The organism is Streptomyces antibioticus (assembly GCF_002019855.1).
In the GTDB taxonomy this organism is placed as follows: domain Bacteria; phylum Actinomycetota; class Actinomycetes; order Streptomycetales; family Streptomycetaceae; genus Streptomyces; species Streptomyces antibioticus_B.
The window spans coordinates 3,747,014-3,769,770 of record NZ_CM007717.1 but is presented as its reverse complement, the minus strand read 5'-3'; the positions used below and the strand labels follow the sequence as shown (position 1 = coordinate 3,769,770).

At 71.9% G+C, this 22,757-nt stretch carries 22 protein-coding genes and 1 tRNA gene; 19 read left to right on the top strand and 4 right to left on the bottom strand.

What is annotated here, in order from left to right:
* Window positions 1–48: 48 nt before the first annotated feature.
* Window positions 49–663, bottom strand: coding sequence for a 5-formyltetrahydrofolate cyclo-ligase (locus AFM16_RS16760; RefSeq protein ID WP_078636979.1), 615 nt, complete (start codon window positions 661–663; stop codon window positions 49–51).
* 93 nt (window positions 664–756) lie between these two features.
* Here AFM16_RS16760 and galU point away from each other — a divergent pair, with 93 nt between their 5' ends.
* The 8 genes from galU (at window position 757) to AFM16_RS16720 (ending at window position 7,219) form a co-directional block, all read left to right on the top strand.
* Window positions 757–1,659, top strand: coding sequence for a UTP--glucose-1-phosphate uridylyltransferase GalU (gene galU, locus AFM16_RS16755; protein ID WP_030792362.1), 903 nt, complete (start codon window positions 757–759; stop codon window positions 1,657–1,659).
* Between the two features lie 5 nt (window positions 1,660–1,664).
* Window positions 1,665–2,984 (top strand): molybdotransferase-like divisome protein Glp, encoded by a 1,320-nt coding sequence (glp, locus tag AFM16_RS16750; protein WP_078633790.1) that lies wholly within the window; start codon window positions 1,665–1,667, stop codon window positions 2,982–2,984.
* A 140-nt stretch (window positions 2,985–3,124) separates the two neighbouring features.
* Complete coding sequence (moaC, locus tag AFM16_RS16745) at window positions 3,125–3,604, top strand: cyclic pyranopterin monophosphate synthase MoaC (protein ID WP_030792368.1); 480 nt, start codon at window positions 3,125–3,127, stop codon at window positions 3,602–3,604.
* Window positions 3,601–4,110: a MogA/MoaB family molybdenum cofactor biosynthesis protein gene (locus AFM16_RS16740; RefSeq protein ID WP_078633789.1), complete on the top strand. Its 510-nt coding sequence runs from the start codon at window positions 3,601–3,603 to the stop codon at window positions 4,108–4,110. The genes moaC and AFM16_RS16740 overlap by 4 nt, the downstream gene beginning before the upstream one ends.
* Before the next feature lie 20 nt (window positions 4,111–4,130).
* Entirely contained in the window at window positions 4,131–4,766 is a 636-nt protein-coding gene (locus AFM16_RS16735; RefSeq protein ID WP_030792374.1) for a GNAT family N-acetyltransferase, read from the top strand.
* A gap of 183 nt (window positions 4,767–4,949) precedes the next feature.
* Window positions 4,950–6,236 (top strand): divisome protein SepX/GlpR, encoded by a 1,287-nt coding sequence (gene sepX / locus AFM16_RS16730; RefSeq protein ID WP_078633788.1) that lies wholly within the window; start codon window positions 4,950–4,952, stop codon window positions 6,234–6,236.
* Window positions 6,237–6,307: 71 nt separating this feature from the next.
* Window positions 6,308–6,381, top strand: a tRNA-Ala gene (locus tag AFM16_RS16725).
* A 145-nt stretch (window positions 6,382–6,526) separates the two neighbouring features.
* A complete protein-coding gene (locus AFM16_RS16720; protein ID WP_078633787.1) occupies window positions 6,527–7,219 on the top strand; it encodes a hypothetical protein in 693 nt (230 codons plus the stop codon).
* A 36-nt stretch (window positions 7,220–7,255) separates the two neighbouring features.
* Here the strand turns inward: AFM16_RS16720 and AFM16_RS16715 are convergent, their stop codons facing one another.
* Entirely contained in the window at window positions 7,256–7,747 is a 492-nt protein-coding gene (locus AFM16_RS16715) for a GNAT family N-acetyltransferase (RefSeq protein WP_078636978.1), read from the bottom strand.
* 46 nt (window positions 7,748–7,793) lie between these two features.
* Between AFM16_RS16715 and AFM16_RS16710 the strand changes: the two genes are divergently transcribed.
* Entirely contained in the window at window positions 7,794–8,588 is a 795-nt protein-coding gene (locus tag AFM16_RS16710) for an exodeoxyribonuclease III (protein ID WP_245177979.1), read from the top strand.
* Here AFM16_RS16710 and AFM16_RS16705 read toward each other — a convergent pair.
* Window positions 8,576–9,271, bottom strand: a complete 696-nt coding sequence (locus AFM16_RS16705; RefSeq protein ID WP_030792422.1) for a MerR family transcriptional regulator — start codon at window positions 9,269–9,271, stop codon at window positions 8,576–8,578. The genes AFM16_RS16710 and AFM16_RS16705 overlap by 13 nt on opposite strands.
* A gap of 125 nt (window positions 9,272–9,396) precedes the next feature.
* Here AFM16_RS16705 and AFM16_RS16700 point away from each other — a divergent pair, with 125 nt between their 5' ends.
* From AFM16_RS16700 to AFM16_RS39375, 4 genes are all read left to right on the top strand, one after another.
* Window positions 9,397–10,920: a flavin-containing monooxygenase gene (locus tag AFM16_RS16700; protein ID WP_078633785.1), complete on the top strand. Its 1,524-nt coding sequence runs from the start codon at window positions 9,397–9,399 to the stop codon at window positions 10,918–10,920.
* The gene (locus tag AFM16_RS16695; protein ID WP_078633784.1) at window positions 10,917–11,786 is read left to right on the top strand and encodes an alpha/beta fold hydrolase; all 870 of its coding nucleotides are present in this window, start codon (window positions 10,917–10,919) and stop codon (window positions 11,784–11,786) included. The genes AFM16_RS16700 and AFM16_RS16695 overlap by 4 nt, the downstream gene beginning before the upstream one ends.
* On the top strand, window positions 11,783–12,679 hold the full coding sequence (locus AFM16_RS16690) for an SDR family oxidoreductase (protein WP_030792431.1): 897 nt from the start codon (window positions 11,783–11,785) through the stop codon (window positions 12,677–12,679). Before AFM16_RS16695 ends, AFM16_RS16690 begins: the two co-directional genes overlap by 4 nt.
* A 92-nt stretch (window positions 12,680–12,771) precedes the next feature.
* Window positions 12,772–12,948, top strand: a complete 177-nt coding sequence (locus AFM16_RS39375; protein WP_167797200.1) for a hypothetical protein — start codon at window positions 12,772–12,774, stop codon at window positions 12,946–12,948.
* Window positions 12,949–13,154: 206 nt separating this feature from the next.
* Here AFM16_RS39375 and AFM16_RS16685 read toward each other — a convergent pair whose 3' ends face one another.
* The gene (locus AFM16_RS16685) at window positions 13,155–16,406 is read right to left on the bottom strand and encodes a S41 family peptidase (RefSeq protein ID WP_078633783.1); all 3,252 of its coding nucleotides are present in this window, start codon (window positions 16,404–16,406) and stop codon (window positions 13,155–13,157) included.
* A 199-nt stretch (window positions 16,407–16,605) separates the two neighbouring features.
* Here AFM16_RS16685 and AFM16_RS16680 point away from each other — a divergent pair, with 199 nt between their 5' ends.
* The 6 genes from AFM16_RS16680 (at window position 16,606) to AFM16_RS16655 (ending at window position 22,745) form a co-directional block, all read left to right on the top strand.
* Window positions 16,606–17,205: a TetR/AcrR family transcriptional regulator gene (locus tag AFM16_RS16680; protein WP_030792438.1), complete on the top strand. Its 600-nt coding sequence runs from the start codon at window positions 16,606–16,608 to the stop codon at window positions 17,203–17,205.
* A 134-nt stretch (window positions 17,206–17,339) separates the two neighbouring features.
* Entirely contained in the window at window positions 17,340–19,553 is a 2,214-nt protein-coding gene (locus AFM16_RS16675; protein ID WP_078633782.1) for an MMPL family transporter, read from the top strand.
* A gap of 311 nt (window positions 19,554–19,864) precedes the next feature.
* Entirely contained in the window at window positions 19,865–20,434 is a 570-nt protein-coding gene (locus AFM16_RS16670) for a lamin tail domain-containing protein (RefSeq protein WP_078633781.1), read from the top strand.
* A gap of 160 nt (window positions 20,435–20,594) precedes the next feature.
* Entirely contained in the window at window positions 20,595–21,404 is an 810-nt protein-coding gene (locus AFM16_RS16665; RefSeq protein WP_078633780.1) for an MHYT domain-containing protein, read from the top strand.
* A 10-nt stretch (window positions 21,405–21,414) separates the two neighbouring features.
* Window positions 21,415–21,903 (top strand): YbaK/EbsC family protein, encoded by a 489-nt coding sequence (locus tag AFM16_RS16660; RefSeq protein WP_030792450.1) that lies wholly within the window; start codon window positions 21,415–21,417, stop codon window positions 21,901–21,903.
* Window positions 21,900–22,745, top strand: a complete 846-nt coding sequence (locus tag AFM16_RS16655) for an EamA family transporter (RefSeq protein WP_078633779.1) — start codon at window positions 21,900–21,902, stop codon at window positions 22,743–22,745. Before AFM16_RS16660 ends, AFM16_RS16655 begins: the two co-directional genes overlap by 4 nt.
* The last annotated feature ends 12 nt before the right edge of the window (window positions 22,746–22,757 follow it).

The following is a 22,757-nucleotide window of genomic DNA, read 5'->3' as shown; positions in this document are numbered from 1 at the left end:
CTCCACACGCGTGTGGAGGGGCCCTTCCCCTGTGCCGGTCACGGCCCGTCAGGTGAAGCGGCGGATCCCCGACGGTGTCACCACGGCCCGCACCGGCCGGTCGTGGGCCTCCGCGGGGACACGGGCGACGACCTCGGTGTCGTAGAGCAGCACGACGAGCGCCGGGCGGGCCCCCGCACGGTCCAGCCGCGCCAGCACCCGGTCGTACGAGCCGCCGCCGCGTCCCAGCCGCATCCCGCGCGCGTCGACCGCGAGTCCGGGCAGGAGCACCACGTCGGCCCCGGTCACGGCGTCCGGGCCGAGCCGTTCGCCGGCGGGTTCCAGCAGCGCCATCCGGCCGCCGTGCCGCACGCGCGCGAGGGAGTCCTCGCCGGTGTACGCGCCCCAGTCCAGGTCGTTGTCCGGCAGCAGCGCGGGGAGCAGGACCCGCACGCCCCGCGCGTGCAGCGCGTCCAGCAGGGCGCGGGTGCCGGGCTCGGCGCCCACCGAGACGTACGCCGCCACCGTGCGCGCGTGCGCCAACTCGGGCAGCTCCAGGGCGCGGTCCGCCAGCGCGGCCGCCGTCGCCCGCAGGTCATCCGCCGTCAACCTGCTTCTCACGGCCAGGAACTCTCGCCGCAACATATGTTTGTCAGACTCTGCTCCGGTCCCTCCGTGACGCATCGTCGGCATCCGTTCCACTCCAATCGGTTCATATGAGCACTAATTAACCGGAGCTACAGATTCCGCACAAAGCCACCGGATAAGGTTGCCGACATGACTCAGTCGCACCCCAGGATCAGCAAGGCTGTCATCCCCGCAGCCGGCCTCGGCACCCGGTTCCTGCCGGCGACCAAGGCCACTCCCAAGGAGATGCTGCCGGTCGTGGACAAGCCCGCGATCCAGTACGTGGTCGAGGAGGCCGTCACCGCCGGCCTCGACGACGTCCTCATGATCACCGGCCGCAACAAGCGCCCCCTCGAGGACCACTTCGACCGCAACTACGAACTCGAGTCGGCCCTCCAGAAGAAGGGCGACGCCCAGCGCCTCGCCAAGGTCCAGGAGTCCAGCGACCTCGCCACCATGCACTACGTGCGCCAGGGCGACCCCAAGGGCCTCGGACACGCCGTCCTGTGCGCGGCCCCACACGTCGGCCAGGAGCCCTTCGCCGTCCTCCTCGGCGACGACCTCATCGACCCCCGCGACCCGCTGCTCCAGCGCATGATCGAGGTGCGCGAGCAGCACGGCGGCAGCGTCGTCGCGCTCATGGAGGTCGCCCCCGAGCAGATCCACCTCTACGGCTGCGCCGCCGTCGAGACCACCGCCGACGGCGACGTGGTCAAGGTGACCGGCCTGGTGGAGAAGCCCGAACCGGCGGACGCCCCCTCCAACTACGCCATCATCGGCCGCTACGTCCTGGACGCGGGCATCTTCGAGGTGCTGCGCAAGACCGAGCCCGGCCGCGGCGGCGAGATCCAGCTCACCGACGCCCTCCAGCAGCTCGCCCAGGACGAGAAGGCGGCCGGCCCGGTGCACGGCGTCGTCTTCAAGGGCCGCCGCTATGACACCGGCGACCGCGGCGACTATCTGCGTGCCATTGTCAGACTCGCGTGCGAACGTGAAGATCTGGGTCCGGACTTCCGGTCCTGGCTTCGCAGTTACGTCACCGAGGAGATGTAGCCACCTTGAGCACCGCGCCCCGCCCGACCGGCCAGGACCACCTCTGGTCGGTGGACGAGCACCTGGAGGACATCCTCGCCACCGTCCGCCCCCTGGAACCCATCGAGCTGCAACTCCCCGACGCCCAGGGCTGCGTCCTGGTCGACGACGTCACGGTGCCGGTCTCCCTGCCGCCGTTCGACAACAGCTCCATGGACGGGTACGCGGTCCGGGTCGCGGACGTCGCGGGCGCGAGCGAGGAGTTCCCGGCGGCCCTGGAGGTCGTCGGGGACGTCGCGGCGGGCCAGTCCGGCCTGCTCCGGGTGGGGCCGGGCCAGGCCGCCCGGATCATGACCGGCGCCCCGCTGCCGCCCGGCGCCGAGGCCGTCGTCCCCGTCGAGTGGACCGACGGCGGACTGGGCGCGGGCCAGGTCGGCGAGATGCGCGCCCGCAGCCTCGCCCCCGAGCAGGCGTCCGGGCACGTGCGCGTGTACCGCCCCGCCGAGGCACGCGCGCACGTGCGCGCCAAGGGCAGCGACGTGAAGGCCGGCGACCGCGCCCTGGAGGCCGGCACCGTCCTCGGGCCGCCCCAGATCGCCCTGCTCGCCGCGATCGGCCGCGGCACGGTCCGGGTCCGCCCCCGCCCGCGCGTGGTCGTCATGTCCACCGGCAGCGAACTCGTCCAGCCCGGCGAGGAACTGCGCGACGGTCAGATCTACGACTCCAACAGCTTCGCCCTCACCGCCGCCGCCCGGGACGCGGGCGCCATCGCCTACCGGGTGGGCGCCGTCGCCGACGACGCGGAGACCCTGCGCTCCACCATCGAGGACCAGTTGGTCCGCGCCGACCTGCTGGTCACCACCGGCGGGGTCAGCGTCGGCGCCTACGACGTCGTCAAGGAGGCGCTGTCCCACGTCGGCGACGAGGACGAACCCGGCGCCGGCATCGACTTCCGCAAGCTCGCCATGCAGCCCGGCAAGCCCCAGGGGTTCGGCTCCATCGGCCCCGACCACATCCCCCTGCTGGCCCTGCCCGGCAACCCGGTGTCGTCGTACGTCTCCTTCGAGCTGTTCGTGCGCCCCGCCATCCGCACCCTCATGGGCCTCCAGGACGTCCACCGGCCCACCACGCGCGCGAAGCTCACCGCGGACCGGGCCCTGACCTCGCCCAAGGGGCGCAGACAGTTCCTGCGCGCCACGCACACCGACGGCACGGTCCGTCCGGTCGGCGGCGCCGGATCTCACCTGGTCGCGGCCCTCGCCCACGCCGACGCGCTGATCGTCGTCCCCGAGGACGTGGAGTCCGTCGCCCCGGGCACGGAGGTCGAGGTCGTCCTCCTCGGCTGACGGCCGACGGAGGGCACGCGCGCGGGCTCGTCCACAGGACGATCCCGTTCCGCCCGGCGCGCCGACATGGGGGTAGCGTGTCGCGCACAGCAGGCCCCGCGCCGCACGGCGAAGGGCCCGGACCGGGAGCGCCACACCGCATGAGTACGCAGGACCGACTGACGCACATCGACGCCGCGGGCGCCGCCCGGATGGTCGACGTCTCCGGCAAGGACGTCACCGCGCGCACCGCCCGCGCCAGCGGACGCGTCCTGGTCTCGGCCCGGGTGGTCGAGCTGCTGCGCGGCGAGGGCGTCCCCAAGGGCGACGCGCTGGCCACCGCGCGCATCGCGGGCATCATGGGCGCCAAACGCACCCCGGACCTCATCCCGCTCTGCCACCCGCTGTCGGTGTCGGGTGTGAAGCTGGACCTGTCGGTCGCGGACGACGCCGTGGAGATCACCGCCACGGTGAAGACGACCGACCGCACGGGCGTCGAGATGGAGGCGCTCACCGCGGTCTCCGTCGCCGCGCTCACCGTGATCGACATGGTCAAGGCCGTCGACAAGGAAGCGGTGATCACGGACGTGCGCGTGGAGGAGAAGACGGGCGGGAAGTCGGGCGACTGGAGCCGGACATGAGCGGGACGCCGTATCGCGCCCTGGTGGTGACCGCCTCCAACCGGGCCGCCGCCGGTGTCTACGAGGACCGGGGCGGCCCCCTGATCGCGGCCGGCCTGACCCGCCTCGGCTTCACGGTCGACGGCCCGCGCGTGGTCCCCGACGGCGATCCGGTGGAGGCCGCGCTGCGCGAGGGCACGGAGAGCGGCTACGACGTGATCGTCACCACCGGCGGCACCGGGATCTCGCCCACCGACCGCACCCCCGAGGCGACCCGCCGGGTCGTCGACCACGAGGTGCCGGGCATCGCCGAGGCCATCCGCGCGTACGGCCGGGACAAGGTGCCCACGGCGGCGCTCTCCCGCGGTCTGGCCGGGGTGGCGCGGCGCACGCTGATCGTCAACCTGCCCGGGTCCACCGGCGGGGTGAAGGACGGCCTGGCCGTCCTGGAGCCCCTGCTGATCCACGCCGTCGACCAGCTCCGGGGCGGCGACCACTCCAGACCCAGCCACGGGGGTGCGAGCTGAACAGCCCGTCCTGGCCCGTCGTGCTCGCGGAGGGCGACATCCTCCTGCGGCCCATAAAGCTGCGCGACCAGCGGCCCTGGCGTGAGGTGAACCGGCGCAACCGGGACTGGCTGCGGCCCTGGGAGGCGACCATCCCGCCGCCCACGCCCAGCGGCCCCATCGCGCACCGGCCGACCTACCGCCAGATGGTCCGGCACCTGCGCTCCGAGGCCAACGCGGGCCGGATGCTGCCGTTCGTCATCGAGTACCAGGGGCGCCTCGTCGGGCAGTTGACGGTCGCCGGGATCACCTGGGGGTCGATGTGCTCCGGGCACGTCGGCTACTGGGTGGACCAGTCGGTGGCCGGCCGCGGGGTGATGCCGACGGCCGTCGCACTCGTCGTGGACCACTGCTTCCGCTCGGTCGGACTGCACCGCATCGAGGTCTGCATTCGTCCCGAGAACGGCCCCAGCCGCCGGGTCGTGGAGAAACTCGGATTCCGGGAGGAAGGGCTGCGGCCGCGCTATCTCCACATCGACGGCGCCTGGCGCGACCATCTGGTGTTCGCGCTCACGTCGGAGGAAGTGCCGGAGGGGCTGATGAACCGCTGGCGGCGCACCCGCCCCAGGCAGGAGCACCGCTCCGAGCACGGGAATCCGGCCGGCCCCGGAAATTGAATAAGTGTTCGAAATTGGCGGAGTGTTGATCGAGTCATGACCGTCTCCGGGCAATGAATTCGCTCCCTCGGTGGCCCGCTGATCGCATCGATCACAAAAAAAGCTCGAAATATCAGCCAGATCGTGCGACACACCGGCTCAATTGGCGGATGGCCTCACGCAAACCCCTCTACCGTGTGAGACGTGAGCAGCAGCGGCCTCTTCTACGCAGTCATCGTCGGGGCCTGGGCCGCCTACTTGGTGCCGATGTGGCTCCGTAGGCAGGACGAGCTGAACGAGGCCCGTCCGACGGAACGCTTCAGCACCGCCATCCGGCTGCTGTCCGGACGGGCGGGCATGGAGCGCCGGTACGCCAAGGACCTGCGGGCGCGCTCCACCGAGGAGGGGGAGCCCGACACCGACGCTCCGGACGCCCCCACCGGCTCGGTGGACGTCCGGGCCTTCGCCATGCCCCCGACCAGGCCCCAGCCCAAGGCGACCGTCCAGGAACGGGGCGCCCCGGAGGGCGAGGGCGGCCAGGACCGCGGGGAGCCGCAGGCGTCCCGCGAACCGGCGCCGGCCCCTTCTCCCGCCCCCGCCCCCGCGGACAGCGCCCCCGCCCCGGCACCCCCGCGGATCCCGGCCGCCCGGCGTACGCCCTCCCCCTCCGCGGAGGCGGCCGCCGCGCGAGCCCAGCGCTCGAAGGTGCTCGCGCGCCGCAGACGCACCACCGTGCTGCTGTTCCTCGCCTTCACGCTCGGCGCGATCGTCGCGGCGGTCGGGGGCCTCGCCTTCCTCTGGGCGCCGGCCGTGCCAGCCCTGCTGCTCAGCACGTACATCGCGTATCTGCGCACCCAGGAGCGACGCCGCTTCGCCTACCAGATGGACCGCAGGCAGGCCGAGGTCGCCGCGCAGCGGCTGCGGGAACGCCAGCCGCGCCGCCGCACCCCGTCGTCCCCTTCGTCCGCCGTGGCGGACACCGGTCCGGAGGCCGGACCAGAGGAGCCGCACGAGGTACCCGAACCGGAGACCGACCCCGGCCTGCTGGCCCTGGCCGCCGACCGCCGGGCGCTCGTCGAGCAGACCGACCACGCGGAGTGGGTCGACCAGCAGCGCGAACGCCAGCGCCGCCCCGGCCACGGCGACAGTTGGGACCCGGTACCGGTGCCCCTGCCGACGTACGTCACCGCCCCGGTCGCCCCGCGCGCCACGTCCGACGTGGACCTCGGAACCCCGGACGCGTGGAGCTCGGCCCGCTCCAGCGCGGTCACCCGGGACCAGGAGACGCCCGGCGCGGAACCGTCGGACGGCGAGGCCGACAGGAAGGGCGCCGACGCCGCCGACGAGGGCGATGGTGCCAGCGACGGCGACGGTGCCAAGCACAGCGGAGCCCGCCGCGCCGCGTCCGCCCGCCGCGCCCGCGAACGGGGCCGCACACCCCTGTTCGACCAGTACGAGGACGGCGACCGCCCCCGCGCCGCCAACGAGTGACCTGCACCGGGACCGCACGGAACGGATTACCGAGCACCCCGACGGGGATGCTAGAGTTTCACTCGTTGCAAGGGCCTGTGGCGCAGTCCGGTAGCGCACCTCGTTCGCATCGAGGGGGCCAGGGGTTCAAATCCCCTCAGGTCCACTGCAGCTCAAAGCCCCGGTCGGGTTACCCGACCGGGGCTTTGGCCATTCCGGATCAGTGCCGGCGCGTCGCCGCGGACTCCTGAGACCGTGTCACGTGGCGGGCGCATCCCCGCCGCTGGCCCGTTCATGGAGATGATCGCGACGTGATCTCGCACACCGGCACCCTCTTCAACGACGGACCGGTCAGACGCGTGGTCGAGACAGCGCTGCGTGCCCGGCAGTCGCAGGGCGTCCTGGACCTGGACGACGAACTCAGGCGCTTCGTCCGTACCGCGTGTGCTGCCGACACGTCGCGCTGGCTGCTTCCTGTCGCGTCCGTTGCCGCCCTGCTCGACCACACGGCCGACCTGCTGCGGTCGGAGGGCCCGGCGTTCTTCCCGCGTACGTTCACCGAACGGTTGGACGCGGTGCGGGACGGTGTTCCGGGGGACGAGTACCTGCGCGAGCTGGCCGGTCTGATCAGGGGGATCGATCAGGAACCGGAGGCCGGGTTCGCCGATCTGCCCCTGGCGGACTGGGAGGCGGCGGCGCGCTTTCCGGAGCTTTTCGGGTTTGGCGCCAACTGGATCCATGACGGCGAGTATCCCTCGCTGTCCGATTCGGTCATGGCTTTCGTCGAAGCGGAGCACCCGTTCTGCAGCGAGACGTTCTCCCGGCTGGTGGCCGACGCCCAATCGGTGCTCGTGCTCTTTCCGCGGCCCGCGGCGCTGTCCGTCAATGTGACGCGTTGGGTCCCCTGGGTTTCGCACGACGGCCTGCGCCAGATCATCCGGATGATCGACGACCATATGCGGACCGAACACTCCGAGAGGCCAACGTGTGGGCCGTCACCGTGAATCGGGGGCGGTGACGGCCGGGGCGGGTGGGGTGGGTCAGGGGGTGAGGGGCTTGGCGTAGCAGCGGCTGGAGTCGTAGTCGCGGTAGTAGCCGAACTTCACGCAGGGCTCGTAGCCGCTGGAGGTGTAGAGGGCGATCGCCTCCGGCTGTTCGGTGCCGGTTTCCAGGACCATCCGGGTCCGGCCGGCGGCGCGGGCGTCCTCCTCCAGGGCGAGCAGCATCCGGCGGGCCAGCCCGCGGCCGCGCATGTCGCGGATCACGAACATGCGCTTCAGCTCGGCGTCGCCGTCCTGGTTGCCCTCGCCGTTCGCGTCCTGGCTGCGCCAGCCGCCGGTGGCCACGGGGCGGTCCGCGGCGTCGTAGGCGATGAGGTACACGCCGCGCGGCGGCTCGAAGTCGGTGGGCTTCAGGACCGTGGCGTCGCCGCCGTCGCCGTAGCGCTCGTGGTACTCGGCCTGGACCTCGTCGTTGAGCTTGACGGCGTCGGGGTGGTCGAAGGGCACCCGGCGTATGTGCGTGTCATTCACAGTAGATGTATACACAATCGGCCGGTATCGTGCCCGGGTGCTGACCGTGACCTCCGTGAACGTGAATGGGCTGCGGGCCGCCGCGAAGAAGGGCTTCGTGGAGTGGCTCGCCGGGACCTCCGCCGATGTGCTGTGCCTCCAGGAGGTGCGGGCCGAGGCGAAGCAACTGCCCGACGAGGTAAGGGCACCCGAGGGCTGGTTCGTCACCCACGCCCCCGCCGCCGCCAAGGGCCGGGCCGGTGTCTCCCTCTACAGCCGCCGTGAGCCGGACGCCGTCCGGATCGGGTTCGGCTCGACCGAGTTCGACGCCAGCGGCCGGTACGTCGAGGCCGATCTGCCCGGTGTGACGATCGCCTCCCTCTATCTGCCGTCCGGTGAGGTCGGCACCCCGCGTCAGGACGAGAAGGACCGGTTCATGACCGAGTTCCTCGCCTATCTCAAGGACCTGCGCGAGCGCGCCGCCGCCGACGGCCGCGAGGTCCTGGTCTGCGGCGACTGGAACATCGCCCACCAGCAGGCCGACCTCAAGAACTGGCGCTCCAACACCAAGAGCTCCGGCTTCCTCCCGGTCGAACGCGACTGGCTCACCCAGGTCCTCACCCCCGAGGCGGGCGGCTATGTCGATGTCGTCCGCGGCCTGCACCCGGACGTGGCCGGACCGTACACCTGGTGGTCGTACCGGGGGCGGGCCTTCGACAACGACTCCGGCTGGCGCATCGACTACCACGTCTCGACGCCCGGGCTCGCGGCGAAGGCCGTCAAGGCGACCGTGGAGCGCGCCGCCACCCACCCCGAGCGCTGGTCGGACCACGCCCCGGTGACCGTGGTCTACGACCTCTGAGATCCCGGAGACGCCTGGTCCGGCCGCTCCGGACCCCGGTCCTCCTCCTTGCGCAGGCGACGGTCCAGGGCCAGGGAGAGTTCCGCCTCGACCACGCTGCGGGCGAGGGGGCGCAGGCGGGGGAGGGAGGGCTCGCCCGCGTGGCGCAGGACCAGGGTGGTGAAGAGTTCGGCGAGGGCGTCGGCGTGCTCGCGGACGCGGGCGCCGGCGGCGAGGACGTCCGCGAGCGGGATGCCCTCCTGGACCAGGGCGGCGGAGACGTCCAGCAGCCGGCGGCTGATGTGGACGATCTCGTCGCCGTCGGTGCCCAGATAGCCGAGGTCGAGGGCGGCGGCGAGGTTCTCGGTGGTGACCTGGCCCTCGAAGCGGGCGGCGAGTTCCTCGGGGGTGAGACGGACCGGCTCCTCCTCGCTGGGTCCGTCGACGCCGAGCAGATCGGCGACGTCCCGGCCGTGGTCGAGGGCGTCGGCGAGTTCGGCGATGCCGTTGAGGGTGTGGCCGCGTTCCAGCAGGGCGGCGATGGTGTGCAGCCGGGCCAGATGGCTGTCGTCGTACCAGGCGATACGGCCCTCCCGGCGCGGCGGCCGGATCAGCTTGCGCTCGCGGTAGAAGCGCAGGGTGCGCACACTGATCCCGGCCCGCTCGGCCAGTTCCTCCATGCGGTACTCACGCTTGTCTGCCACGCGCGAAGCCTATGTTGTACCGCCGGTAACTTTCCTTCCCCCGGCCCCTACCGCTCGGTACGGAGCTGCTCTACAGTCCAACTGCGCCAGTGTTCACTGGCAGAGTCGCACCGGGAGGTGACGGGATGGCCGAACACGTACGCGTGGCGGTGATCGGATCCGGGTTCGGCGGGCTGGGAGCCGCCGTACGGCTGCGCCGGGAGGGGATCACCGACTTCGTCGTGCTGGAGCGCGCCGACAGCGTAGGCGGCACCTGGCGGGACAACAGCTATCCGGGGTGCGCCTGTGACGTGCCCTCGCATCTGTACTCCTTCTCCTTCGCGCCCAACCCGGACTGGCCGCGCACCTTCTCCGGGCAGGAGCACATCCGCGCCTATCTGGAGCACGTCACGGACACCTTCGGGCTGCGGCCGCATCTGCGGCTGGGCGCCGAGGTGCGGCGGATGACGTGGGACGCCCAGGAACTGCGCTGGGACATCGAGACGAGCGCGGGACGGTACTCCGCCGACGTCGTCGTCTCCGCGACCGGCCCGCTGTCCGACCCGAAGGTGCCCGAGGTGCCGGGTCTGGACTCCTTCCCCGGCAAGGTCTTCCACTCGGCCCGCTGGGACCACGACCACGACCTCACCGGGCAGCGCGTCGCCATGATCGGCACCGGTGCCTCCGCGATCCAGATCGTGCCCGCCATCCAGCCGAAGGCCGGCCGGCTCACCCTCTTCCAGCGCACCCCGCCCTGGGTGATGCCGCGCGTCGACCGGGCCATCTCCGGCGCCGAGCGCGCGCTGCACCGGGCGCTGCCGCTGACCACCCAGCTCCGCCGCGGGCTGCTCTGGGGCATCCGCGAACTCCAGGTGCAGGCCTTCACCAAGCACCCGAACCAGCTCGGCCTGGTCGAGAAGCTCGCCAAGCAGAACATGGCCCGGTCGATCAAGGACCCGGCCCTGCGCGCCAAGCTCACCCCGGACTACCGCATCGGCTGCAAGCGGATCCTGCTCTCCAGCACCTACTACCCGGCGCTCACCCAGCCCAATGTGGACGTCGTCGCCAGCGGGCTGAGCGAGGTCCGCGGGTCCACGCTGGTCGCCGCCGACGGCACCGAGACCGAGGCCGACGTGATCGTCTTCGGCACGGGCTTCCATGTCACCGACATGCCGATCGCCGAGCGGGTCGTGGGCGCCGACGGGCGGACCCTCGCGGAGAGCTGGAAGGACGGGATGGAGGCCCTGCGCGGCGCCGCCGCGTCCGGCTTCCCCAACTGGATGACGATCATCGGGCCCAACACCGGCCTCGGGAACTCCTCCATGATCCTGATGATCGAGTCCCAGCTCAACTACATGGCCGACTATCTGCGCCAGTTGGACGTCCTCGGAGGCCGCGCCGCCCTCGACGCCCGCCCGAGCGCGCTGCACGCCTGGAACCGGCGGGTGCAGGACCGGATGAAGCGCACGGTGTGGAACACCGGCGGCTGCACGAGCTGGTACCTGGACGCGAGCGGCCGCAACACCACCATCTGGCCCGGTACGACAGGTGAGTTCCGGCGCGCGACCCGCCGGGTGGACCTCGCGGAGTACGAGGTGCTGCGCGCGCCCGCCGCGAACTCCGAAGGCGAGAAGGCGAAGAAGGACGAGAAGGACGAGGTGACCGCGTGACCCGCGAGCTGACCGCCGTCTCCGCCGACGGCACCCGGCTGCACGTCGAGGTGCACGGCCCCGACGGCGCCCCGGCTGTCGTCCTCGCCCACGGCTGGACCTGCTCCACCGCCTTCTGGGCGGCGCAGATCCGTGACCTGTCCGTCGACCACCGGGTCATCGCCTACGACCAGCGGGGCCACGGACGGACCGAGCACAGCCCGGTGTGCAGCACGGACGCGCTCGCCGACGACCTGGAGGCGGTGCTCGCCGCGACCCTCGCGCCCGGCGAGAAGGCGGTGATCGCCGGTCACTCGATGGGCGGGATGACCGTGCTGGCGGCGGCCCGCAGGGACCGTTTCCGGGAGCACGCGGCGGCCGTCCTGCTGTGCAGCACCGGCGCCTCGCGGCTGGTGGACGAGTCCACCGTCGTACCGCTGCGGCCCGGGCGGCTGCGGACCTGGCTGACCCGGCACGTCCTCGGGTCGAAGGCGCCCCTCGGACCGGTCACACCGGTCGCCAAGAAGATCCTCAAGTACGCCACGATGGGCGCCGGTTCGGCCCCGCACATGGTGGAGTCGTGCGCCCGGATCGTGCACGCCTGCCCGCGCCGGGTGCGGCACGCCTGGTCGCAGGTGCTGAGCGCGCTCGATCTGGACGACGCCGTACGGGAGTTGAGGGTGCCGACAGCGGTGATCGTCGGCTCCGGCGACCGGATGACCCCGCCGGTGCACGCCCGGCGGATCGCCGCCGCGCTGCCGGCCGGCCTCGGGCTGACCGAACTGCCGGGCCTCGGCCATATGACACCGGTCGAGGCGCCCGAGCTGGTCAGCGGGCGGATACGGACCCTCGTCACCACGTACACGCAGTTGAAGGAGGGCGCATGAGCAGGGTGAGCCTGGAGGGACAGGTCGTCGTCGTCACGGGCGCGGCGCGGGGCGTCGGCGAGCTGCTCGCCCGCAAGCTGTCCGCGCGCGGCGCGACGATCGCGCTGGTCGGCCTTGAGCCGGACCTCCTCAAGGAGGTCTCCGAGCGGCTGCACGGGGAGAGCGGCCACTGGTACGCCGACGTCACCGACCACGAGGCGATGGCCCGGGTCGCGACGGAGGTGAAGGAGCGCTTCGGCAAGGTGGACGCCGTCGTCGCCAACGCGGGCGTGGCGAGCGGCGGGCCCTTCGTGGACTCCGACCCGCTGGCCTGGCGGCGGGTGATCGAGGTCAACCTCATCGGCTCGGCGGTGACGGCCCGCGCCTTCCTGCCGCTGCTGATGGAGAGCCGCGGCTATCTGCTCCAGATCGCCTCGCTGGCCGCGATCACCCCGGCGCCGATGATGACGGCGTACTGCGCCTCCAAGTCGGGCGTCGAGGCGTACGCGCACAGTCTGCGCGCCGAGGTCGGGCACCGGGGGGTACGGGTCGGCGTCGGATATCTGTCCTGGACCGACACGGACATGGTGCGCGGGGCCGATCAGGAGGACGTCATGCGGGAGTTGCGGCAGCGGCTGCCGTGGCCGTCGAACAAGACGTACCCGCTGGGTCCGGCCGTCGACCGGATCGTGGCCGGCATCGAGCGGCGCTCCTCGCATGTGTACGGGCAGTGGTGGCTGCGCGGGATGCAGGGGGTGCGCGGATATCTGCCGGGGCTCATCGGGACGGTGGGGCAGCGGGAGATGAAGCGGTTCGCGCCCCGGCTGGCGGGCATGCGGACCGGGCTGGTCGGGGCGGGCGGGGCGGCCGACGAGGAGGCCCGCGAGGAGGCTCGCGCTACGCAGCGTAGTTGATCGACATGCGCTCCGTGTCCGCCCGTGTGAATCTGGTCGAGGCCCCGGCAAGGGGCCTCAACCCCCCTCATCTCCCACAGGAGTGAACCCACATGGGTACGAAGGACAAGTTCAAGGACCAGTCCGAGCAGTGGCAGCAGCAGGCCAAGCAGAAGGCCCAGCAGGCCAAGGAGCAGGTCCAGCAGCGTGGCCGCCGTCATGAGACGGACGCGGAGTCCGAGCGGATGCGGCGCGAGGACGAGGATCGTCTGACGCGGGACGAGGTGTAGCGGTTCGCCGCACGCTTCAGCTTCACGCGGGGTGCCCTTCCCCTTCGGGGGGAGGGCGCCTTGCGTTGTCCGTGTCCGGTGCGTTGTCGGGTGCGGGTGCGTGGGGGCTGGTCGCGCAGTTCCCCGCGCCCCTGAAAAGCACACAGCTCCCGGCGTCTGAAAGGCACCAGCTCCCGGCGTCTCTGAAAAGACACAGCTCCCGTGCCTCAAGAGGCTTGGCGGGGAGGGAGTTTGGGGCGGGAGCGGTTCGGTACGGTGCTGTAGTCCGGCGGGGACGCCGGGGGGTTCGTGGTGAGGAGGTCCAGGGCCAGGCGGATCGCGTCGTCCATCTGGGCGTGGCGGCCCTCGGCCCAGTCGAGCGGGGTGCGCAGGACCTCCAGGTCGGGGATGACACCGCGGTTCTCGACGGACCAGCCGTACGCGTCGAACCAGGCCGCGTTCATCGGTACGGTGATCACCGTGCCGTCGCCGAGCTGGTGGCGGCCGGTCATGCCGACCACTCCGCCCCAGGTGCGCTGGCCGACCACGGGGCCGAGGTCCAGCAGTTTGAAGGCCGCGGTGATCATGTCGCCGTCGGAGGAGGTCGCCTCGTCGGCGAGCGCGACCACCGGGCCGCGGGGGGCGTTGGAGGCGTACGACACCGGCTGGGCGTTGCGGGTGAGGTCCCAGCCCAGGATGGTCCGGGTCAGTTTCTCCACGACCAGTTCGCTGATGTGGCCGCCGGCGTTGCCGCGCACGTCCACGATGAGCGCGGGCCGGGACACCTCCATGCGCAGATCGCGGTTGAACTGGGCCCAGCCGGAGCCGCCCAGGTCGGGGATGTGCAGGTACCCGCACTTGCCGCCGCTCAACTCCCGTACCACCGCGCGCCGTTTGGCCACCCAGTCCTGGTAGCGCAGGGGGCGTTCGTCGATCAGCGGGACGACCGCCACCCGGCGGGAGCGGCCCGCCTCGCCCTCGGCGGGGGTGAACGTCAGCTCCACCGTCGTACCGCCCGCCCCGGCCAGCAGCGGGTAGGGGCCGGTCACGGGGTCCACGGGGCGGCCGTCGACATGGGTGAGCACCGCGCCCTCGCGGATGCCGGTGCCGGCCAGCGGTGAACGGGCCTTGGAGTCGGAGGAGTCGCCGGGCAGGATCCGCCGCACGGTCCAACCACCGTCCCGCAGCACGAGGTTGGCGCCCAGCAGGCCCTGGCGGCGCTGGTAGTGCGGTGGTCCCTCGTTGCGGCGGGCGGGGGTGACGTAGGCGTGCGAGGTGCCCAGTTCGCCCAGCACCTCGCGCAGCAGATCGGCGAACTCGTCGGGGGAGGCGACCCGTTCGACCAGCGGACGGTACTGGTCGAGGACCGCGTCCCAGTCGATCCCGCACATCCCCGGGTCCCAGAAGTAGGCGCGGGTGAGGCGGCCTGCCTCGTCGTAGGACTGGCGCCATTCGGCGCCCGGGTCGACCTCGTGGAGGATGCGGCGCAGGTCGATCCAGACCGTCGAGTCGAGGTCCCCGGACTCGGTGGACGGCACGGCCCGCAGTTCGCCCTCGTCGACGACGACCAGCCGGGTGCCGTCGCCGCTGACCGCGAACCAGTCGAGGTCGCCGACGAGTTCGGACCGTTTCGCCTTGCTGATGTTGAAGTACTCCAGGGTCGGGCGGCCGCTGGTGTCGTCGGGGTTGGCGAAGGTCTCGCCGAGCGCGCCGGAGATCGGCCAGCGCAGCCACACCAGTCCGCCGCCGGCCACCGGGTACAGCGCCGAGTACTTGGACGCGGAGACGGGGAACGGCGTCACCCGGCTCTCCAGGCCCTCGACCTCGACGGTGACCGTGCCGTCCGCGCCGTTCTCGTCCTCGGTGGGGTCCAGGCCCCCGGCGGCGGGGCGGCCCTCCGGGGTGAGCGCGAAGGGGGAGGGGGTCGCGGAGGACAGCGGCACCAGATAGGGGCGGCAGCCGAGCGGGAAGGACAGGTCGCCGGTGTGGACGTCGTAGACCGGGTCGAAGCCGCGCCAGGAGAGGAAGGCGAGATAGCGGCCGTCGCGGGTGAAGACGGGGTTCTCGTCCTCGAACCGGCCGTTGGTCACGTCGACGATCAGGCGGTCCTTGATGCGGGCCATCTTGATCTGCCGCAGCGAGCGGCCGATCCCCGGGTGCGACCAGGTCAGCCAGGCCCCGTCGGGGGAGAAGGCGAGATCCCGGACGGGCCCGTTGACCGAGGAGATCAGCTCGGTGACCTCGCCGTTGGAGTCCTCGGTGGCGTCGATGAGGAGGAGCCGGCCGTCGTGCGCGGCGATGGCGAGCCGTTCGCCCTCGGGGTCGGAGATCATCTCCAGCACCCGGCCCAGTTCGCCGGAGGCCAGCCGGCGGGGCGGGCGGTCGCCGGTGGCCCGGGGCAGATAGGCGATCTCGACGGCGTCCTCGCCCTCGGCGTCCGTGACGTAGGCGACCTGGCCGCCGGAGCCGAGCATCTCGGGCAGCCGTACCCGGACGCCGGGGGTGTCGGTGATGGTCCGGGCGGGGCCGTCGCGGTGGGTGAGCCAGTACAGGCTGCCGCGGACGATCACGGCGCTGGCCCGGCCGGTCTCGTCGACGGAGATGCCGTCCACGTGCTGGGCGGCCGGGATCTGGTAGGGCCGCCGCCCGGCGCGCGGACCGCTGAGCCGGACGTCGAGCCGGCGCGGCTCGGAGCCGGCCGTGAGGTCGTCGACGATCCACAGGTCACCGGCGCACTGGTAGACGATCCGGGTGCCGTCGGTGGCGGCGTGCCGGGCGTAGAACGCGTCGTGGTCGGTGTGCCGGCGCAGGTCGGTGCCGTCGTAGGCGCAGGAGTAGAGGTTGCCGACGCCCTCGTGGTCGGAGAGGAACGTGACCCGGCCGCCGGCCAGCAGCGGGCAGGCGAGATGGCCGTCGAGGTCGGGCAGCAGACGCTGTCCGTGCAGCCAGAGCCGGCCCATGGCACCGCCCCGGTAGCGCTTCCACGCGGCGGGTTCGTGCGGGGGCGTGCCGGTGAGCAGCAGGGTGCGGTGCTCGCCGTCGATGTCGGCGGTCTGGAGGTCGGTGACCGGGCCCCAGGGCAGTTTGCGGCCGGGGGAGCCGTCGGTGGGGAGCTTGTAGGCCCAGGTGAAGTAGGAGAAGGGCTCGCCCTGGGAGGTGACGGCCAGGATGTCGCTGTGGCCGTCGGCGTCGGGGGGCGTCCAGCCGCAGACCTGGGTGTCGGTGCTGCCCCAGTAGGTCAGCCGCCGTCCGGGGCCGCCGTCGACCGGGGTCAGATGGATCTCGGGGACGAGACTGTGCCAGGTCGTGTAGGCGATCCGGCTGCCGTCGGGCGAGAAGCGGGGGTGTCCGGCCTTGGTGCGGTCGACGGTGAGCCGCCAGGCGCGGCCGGGGCCGTCGAGGGGCGCCAGCCAGAGGTCGTCCTCGGCCACGAAGCACAGCAGGTCACCGTTGAGATGGGGCATGCGCAGATAGCTCACCTCCCCATGCTTTTCCGGTGACTGGGGCCGGGCAACTCGTGCCGCGCCGGTGCGCCGTCCCAGGTGCCTTCTTATGCGCTCTTCACAGAAGTGAGCCAGCACACGTACGAAACGGTTTCGTTTCGTTGAGGCGGGGGGTATCTTCATGGAGTACGCACTACCGAGACGCCGGACCGGCGGAGCAGGAAGGGTGAGGGGCATGACTGAGACCACGACGGTGCGTCGCAGTCGCATCACGCCCGAGCGTGAGGCCGAGCTGTACGCGGCCGTGCTCGACCTGCTGCGCGAGGTCGGCTACGACGCCCTGACCATGGACGCCGTCGCCGCCCGCACCCGATCCAGCAAGGCCACGCTCTACCGCCAGTGGGGCGGCAAGGCCGAACTGGTCGTGAAGGCGCTCAGACACAGCAAGCCGGACCACTCCGACCGGATCGACACCGGCTCCCTCCGCGGTGACCTGCACGCCCTGGTGATGCTCGAGGACGACTGCACCATCGAGCAGAACTCCGCGCTGATGCGGGGTGTCGCCATGGCGATGCACAACAACCCCGATCTCCGCCAGGCGTTCCGGGCGCAGCTCGTGGAGCCCGAGATGAACGGGTTCCACCAGGTGGTCCAGCGCGCCGTCGACCGGGGCGAGGTCCGCCCGGACTGTCCGGCCCTGGAGTTCCTGCTGCACATGATGGTCGGTGGCTTCGCCACCCGGGCGCTGCTGGACGACCAGCCGCCGACCCAGGCCTTCATGCGTTCGTACATCGACGCCGTGGTCCTCCCCGCCCTCGGCGCCCCCACCTCCTGACACACCCGACCGTCCCCGCGGTCCGCCCTTCCTGACGTCACCGCTCACGTCGTCGGGCCGATCACCCCTGCCTCCACGCCGGGCTGATCACCCCTGCCCTGTACCGCACACGACCTGACCGGGAGTACGCCTCCGTGGCCACGTTCCTCTACAAACTCGGCCGGCTCGCCTTCCGGCGACGGCACTTCGTCGCCCTGATCTGGGTCGCCCTGCTGACCCTCGCGGGCGTCGGCGCCGCCTCCGCGCCCGCCGCCGGCAACTCGTCCTTCTCCATTCCGGGTACGGAGGCGCAGAAGGCCTTCGACCTCCTCGAACAGCGCTTCCCCGGTATGAGCGCCGACGGCGCCACCGCCCGGGTCGTCTTCAAGGCGCCCGACGGCGAGAAGATGACGGACGCCGCCCACAAGGCCACCGTCGAGAAGACCGTGAAGGAGCTGTCCGACGGCTCCGAGGTCGCCTCCGTCGCCGACCCCTACGAGGGCAACGCCGTCAGCAAGGACGGCTCCATCGCCTACGCCTCCGTGAGCTACAAGGTCTCCGGCATGGAGCTGGAGGACTCCTCGCGCGACGCGCTGGAGACGGCCGCCGACGAGGCACGGGACGCGGGGCTGACCGTCGAGATCGGCGGTGACGCGCTCCAGACGACCCCGGAGACCGGCGCCACCGAGATCATCGGCATCGCGATCGCCGCGGTGGTCCTGGTCATCACCTTCGGCTCGCTGCTCGCGGCGGGGCTGCCGCTGCTGACCGCGATCATCGGCGTCGGCATCGGGGTCTCGACGATCGCGGCCCTGGCCGCCGCCCTCGACCTGGGCTCCACCACCTCCACCCTGGCGTCCATGATCGGCCTCGCGGTCGGTATCGACTACGCCCTGTTCATCGTCTCCCGCTACCGCGCCGAACTCGCCGAGGGCCGCAGCCGTGAGGACGCGGCGGGCCGCGCCGTCGGCACCGCGGGCTCGGCGGTCGTCTTCGCCGGACTGACCGTCGTCATCGCCCTGGTGGGTCTGTCGGTCGTCAACATCCCGATGCTGACGAAGATGGGCGTCGCCGCCGCCGGCACGGTGGTCATCGCGGTCCTCATCGCGCTGACCATGATCCCCGCGCTGCTCGGCTTCGCGGGCCGCCGGGTGCGTCCGGCGGGCGAGAAGAGCAAGCTGCTCGGCGGCGGCCGCGCCAAGTCCGCCGCGAAGGCCGCGAAGCCCAACATGGGCACCCGCTGGGCGAGTTTCGTCGTACGGCGTCCCGTCGCCGTGCTGCTGCTCGGTGTGCTCGGACTCGGTGCCGCGGCCGTCCCGGCGGCCTCGCTGGAACTGGGCCTGCCCGACGACGGCGCGCAGCCGACGTCCACCACCCAGCGCAAGGCGTACGACCTGCTGTCGGAGGGCTTCGGCCCCGGCTTCAACGGCCCGCTGATGATCGTCGTCGACGCCAAGGGCAGCGACGACGCCAAGGCCGCCTTCACCGAGGTCGGCGACGAGATCAAGGGCCTGAAGGACGTGGTCACCGTGACCCCGGCGGCCCCCAACAAGGCCGGCGACACGGCGACCATCACCGTCATCCCGGACTCCAAGCCGTCGTCCGCCTCCACCGAGGAACTGGTCCACGCGATCCGCGACAAGGGCTCCGAGATCAAGGCGGGCACGGACGCCGAGGTGCTGGTCACCGGCTCGACGGCGATGAACATCGACGTGTCGCAGAAGCTCAACGACGCGCTGATCCCGTATCTGATCCTGGTGGTCGGCCTCGCCTTCCTGCTGCTGATCGTGGTCTTCCGCTCGATCCTGGTCCCGCTGAAGGCGGCCCTCGGCTTCCTGCTCAGCGTGATGGCGGCGCTCGGCGCGGTCGTCGCGGTCTTCCAGTGGGGCTGGCTCTCCGGCCTGATGGGCGTCGAGGAGACCGGGCCCGTCATGTCGATGATGCCGATCTTCATGGTCGGCGTGGTCTTCGGCCTCGCGATGGACTACGAGGTGTTCCTCGTGACCCGGATGCGGGAGGCGTACGTCCACGGCGAGAAGCCGAGCCAGGCGGTGGTGACGGGCTTCCGGCACGGCGCCCGGGTGGTCACGGCCGCGGCTGTGATCATGATGGCCGTCTTCGCCGGGTTCATCGGATCCAGCGAGTCCATGATCAAGATGATCGGCTTCGGCCTCGCGATCGCCGTCTTCTTCGACGCGTTCATCGTGCGCATGGCGATCGTGCCGGCGGTGCTCGCACTGCTCGGCAAGCGGGCCTGGTGGCTGCCGAAGTGGCTGGACCGCGCCCTGCCCAACGTGGACGTCGAGGGCGAGGGGCTGCGCACGCGGTCCGACGCCGGTGACGAGAACCGCGAACTGGTCCGCGCCTGACGCGCCGGACCGGCCGAAAAGACCGCCGGTGAGGGCTCCGTGGGGACGGGGCGCCCTCACCGGCACTTTTTTGTGGTCACCCGCTTTGTGACCCACTTTCGGGTGAGGGCCCGGCCATGCGCGGGGCCGGGAGGCCGACGGCGTCAGCGCTTCGGTCCATTCAGGGCATTGATGGACATTGCAGCCGACTGTCACCAATATGTGATGGATATGTAACGGACGGCGCCATCGGGTCACTTGTGGCGGATCCGATGCGCAAGTGTGAGCTCTGCGACCAAGTGGTCGCAACCCGCACAAAGCAAGGAGATCTTGTGTCCGTTTCCGCTGTTTCCGCCCGCCGTCTCGCCGCCGCGGCACTCGCCGCCGCAGCCGTGACCGGGGCGGCGGCGCTGCCGGCGTCCGCCGCCGACGCGCGTCCGAACCGGCCGGTCGTGAAGATCAGTGCCGTGCAGTACGACGCGCCGGGCCGGAACGACCGCTCCGCCCGCTCCCTGAACCAGGAGTGGGTCGAGCTGACCAACACCACCCGCCAGTCGGTCAACCTGAACGGGTGGAAGCTCTCGGACCGGGACGGTGACACCTACACGTTCCGCAACTACCGTCTCGCCCCCCGCGCCACCGTCCGCGTCCACACCGGTGTCGGCCGCGACACCCGCACGGACGTCTTCCAGGACCGCCGTCGCGAGGTGTGGGACAACCGCTCCGACACGGCCACCCTGCGCACCGACCGCGGCCGCTTCGTCGACTCCGCCTCCTGGGGCCGCGACCGCCACCACGGCGGCCGTGACGACGACCGCCGTCACGGCAACGACGACCGCCGCAACGGTCACCACGACAACAACGACCGCCGCCACGGACACGACGGTCGCGACCGCCACTGACGCCGCACGCGGCGGACGGCGCGCCCATCCCTTCGGGGGTGGGCGCGTCGTCGTGTGTGTGCACGAATGTGATTGAATCAGTAACTAACTGGCCAGTTGGCGAAAACTGATCGCCCGGCCCCTTTTCATGCACGCTCCAGGCAGAGAGATCCACCTCCCCATGAACGCCACAGTTTCCGAGTTCTACTACGGCGCCGTGACCCCGATAGCCGCCTACCTCATGGCGTGTCTGGGCGCGGCGCTGGGACTGCGGTGCACCACCCGCTCGCTGCGCAGGGCCCAGCGCGGCCGCCGGGCCGGCTGGCTGATGCTGGGCGCGGTCTCCCTCGGCTGCGGCATCTGGAGCATGCACTTCATCGCGATGATCGGCTTCAGCGTCCAGGGCGCCCTGGTCACCTACGACCCCGCGACCACCCTGCTCAGCCTCCTCGTGGCGATCGCCGTGGTCGCCGTCGGTGTCTTCCTGGTCGGCTACCGGGGAGCCGCGCCGCTCAATCTCGGGGTGGCGGGCGTCGTCACCGGGCTCGGGGTGGCGGCCATGCACTACCTCGGCATGGCGGCGATCCAGACCAACGGCACCGTGCACTACTCGACTCCGGCCGTCGTCCTGTCCGTGGTGATCGCCGTCGTCGCCGCGACCGCCGCGCTGTGGGCGGCCGTCTCCGTCCACGGGCTCTGGTCCAGCCTGGGCGCCAGCCTCGTGATGGGCGTCGCGGTGACCGGCATGCACTACACCGGCATGGCCGGCGTCTCCGTCCACCTCGACGGCGGGACCGCCATCTCCCAGTCGTCCGCGAGCCTGCTGGCGTTCCTGCTGCTCATGCTGGCCGGCCCGCTCTCGGTGCTGCTGATCGCGGCCGTCATCGTGATGTTCGACCCCGACATGATGCTCGGCGAGGACGAGCGCCCCGCGGCGGTCTCCGGCCCCGACCTCACCATGCAGTCGCCCGAGTTCGGCACACACCACTAACGTGCCGTCCATGACGACAGCCGCCCACCCCCGTTTCGCCGAAGCGCTGCATGCCCTGGGTCTCGACGACGTGCAGCCGCGCGTCCGCCGCTTCCCCGACGCGACCCGCACCGCCGCCGAGGCCGCCGCCGCGATCGGCTGCGAGCTGAGCCAGATCTGCAAGTCGCTGATCTTCGCGGCCGACGGCGAACCGGTGCTCGTCCTGATGGACGGCGCCTCCCGGGTCGACGTGGAGCTGGTGCGCAGGGAACTCGGCGCCGAACGGGTCACCCGGGCCGCCGCCGACGTCGTACGGGAGACCACCGGGTACGCCATCGGCGGCGTCCCGCCCTTCGGGCACGTCACCCGGACCCGGGTGCTCGCCGACCGGTCGCTGCTCGCGCACGACGAGGTGTGGGCGGCGGCCGGCACCCCGCACACCGTGTTCCCCATGGCCCCCGAGGCCCTGGTCGCCCACGCCGCCGCGACCCTGGTGGACGTGCGCGAGCGCACCTCGTGACCCCGCTGGTCACCACGGCCGTCCTGCTCGCCGCGTTCACCCACGCCGGGTGGAACGCCATCGCCCACCGGATCACCGACAAACTCGTCGGCTTCACGCTGATCTCCGGCGGCGGCATGCTCATCGGCCTCGCCCTCCTGCCCTTCACCCGCACCCCGGCGCCCGGAGCCTGGCCGTACCTGCTGGGCTCCGCCGCCATCCACATCGCCTACATGGCCCTGCTGATGCGGTCGTTCAGGCTGGGCGACTTCGGCCAGGCGTACCCCCTCGCGCGCGGCTCCGCGCCGCTCGTCGTCACCGCGCTGGCCGCCGTGTTCGCCCACGAGGTGCCCGACGGCTGGGCCGCCGCCGGCATCGCGCTGTCCTGCGCGGGCCTGACCGGCGTCGCCCTGTGGGGACTTCGCGGACGGCGGCCGAACTGGGCGGCGATCGGCGCCGCGTTGGCGACCGGCCTGACGATCGCCGCGTACACCGTCGTCGACGGCCTCGGCGTCCGCGCCGCCGACTCCCCGCTCGGCTACATCGCCTGGCTGATGGCGATCCAGGGCGTCGTCATCCCGGCCTACGCCGTGGCTCGTTGGCGCGACCGCACCCCGTCACTCCTCCGCCCCTCCGCCGCCCTCGGCCTCCTCGGCGCCGCCCTCTCGTTCGCCGCCTACGCCCTCGTCCTGTGGGCCCAGACCCGAGCCGAACTCGCCCCGGTCGCGGCCCTGCGCGAGTCGTCGATCATCGTCGGAGCGGCCATCGGCGCCCTCTTCTTCAAGGAACGCTTCGGCGCTCCGCGCGTCGCGGCGGCCGTGTTGCTGGTGGCGGGGATCGGGTTGATGCTGCACGCGGGGTGATGTGCTGCGGGG

Coding starts and splice junctions, on each gene's coding strand:
- AFM16_RS16680 (WP_030792438.1), top strand. CDS start 16,606: ATGACTGAGACCACGACGGTGCGTCGCAGTCGCATCACGCCCGAGCGT.
- moaC (WP_030792368.1), top strand. CDS start 3,125: ATGAGTACGCAGGACCGACTGACGCACATCGACGCCGCGGGCGCCGCC.
- AFM16_RS16660 (WP_030792450.1), top strand. CDS start 21,415: ATGACGACAGCCGCCCACCCCCGTTTCGCCGAAGCGCTGCATGCCCTG.
- AFM16_RS16665 (WP_078633780.1), top strand. CDS start 20,595: ATGAACGCCACAGTTTCCGAGTTCTACTACGGCGCCGTGACCCCGATA.
- AFM16_RS16760 (WP_078636979.1), bottom strand. CDS start 663: ATGCGTCACGGAGGGACCGGAGCAGAGTCTGACAAACATATGTTGCGG.
- AFM16_RS16690 (WP_030792431.1), top strand. CDS start 11,783: ATGAGCAGGGTGAGCCTGGAGGGACAGGTCGTCGTCGTCACGGGCGCG.
- AFM16_RS39375 (WP_167797200.1), top strand. CDS start 12,772: ATGGGTACGAAGGACAAGTTCAAGGACCAGTCCGAGCAGTGGCAGCAG.
- AFM16_RS16740 (WP_078633789.1), top strand. CDS start 3,601: ATGAGCGGGACGCCGTATCGCGCCCTGGTGGTGACCGCCTCCAACCGG.
- galU (WP_030792362.1), top strand. CDS start 757: ATGACTCAGTCGCACCCCAGGATCAGCAAGGCTGTCATCCCCGCAGCC.
- AFM16_RS16700 (WP_078633785.1), top strand. CDS start 9,397: ATGGCCGAACACGTACGCGTGGCGGTGATCGGATCCGGGTTCGGCGGG.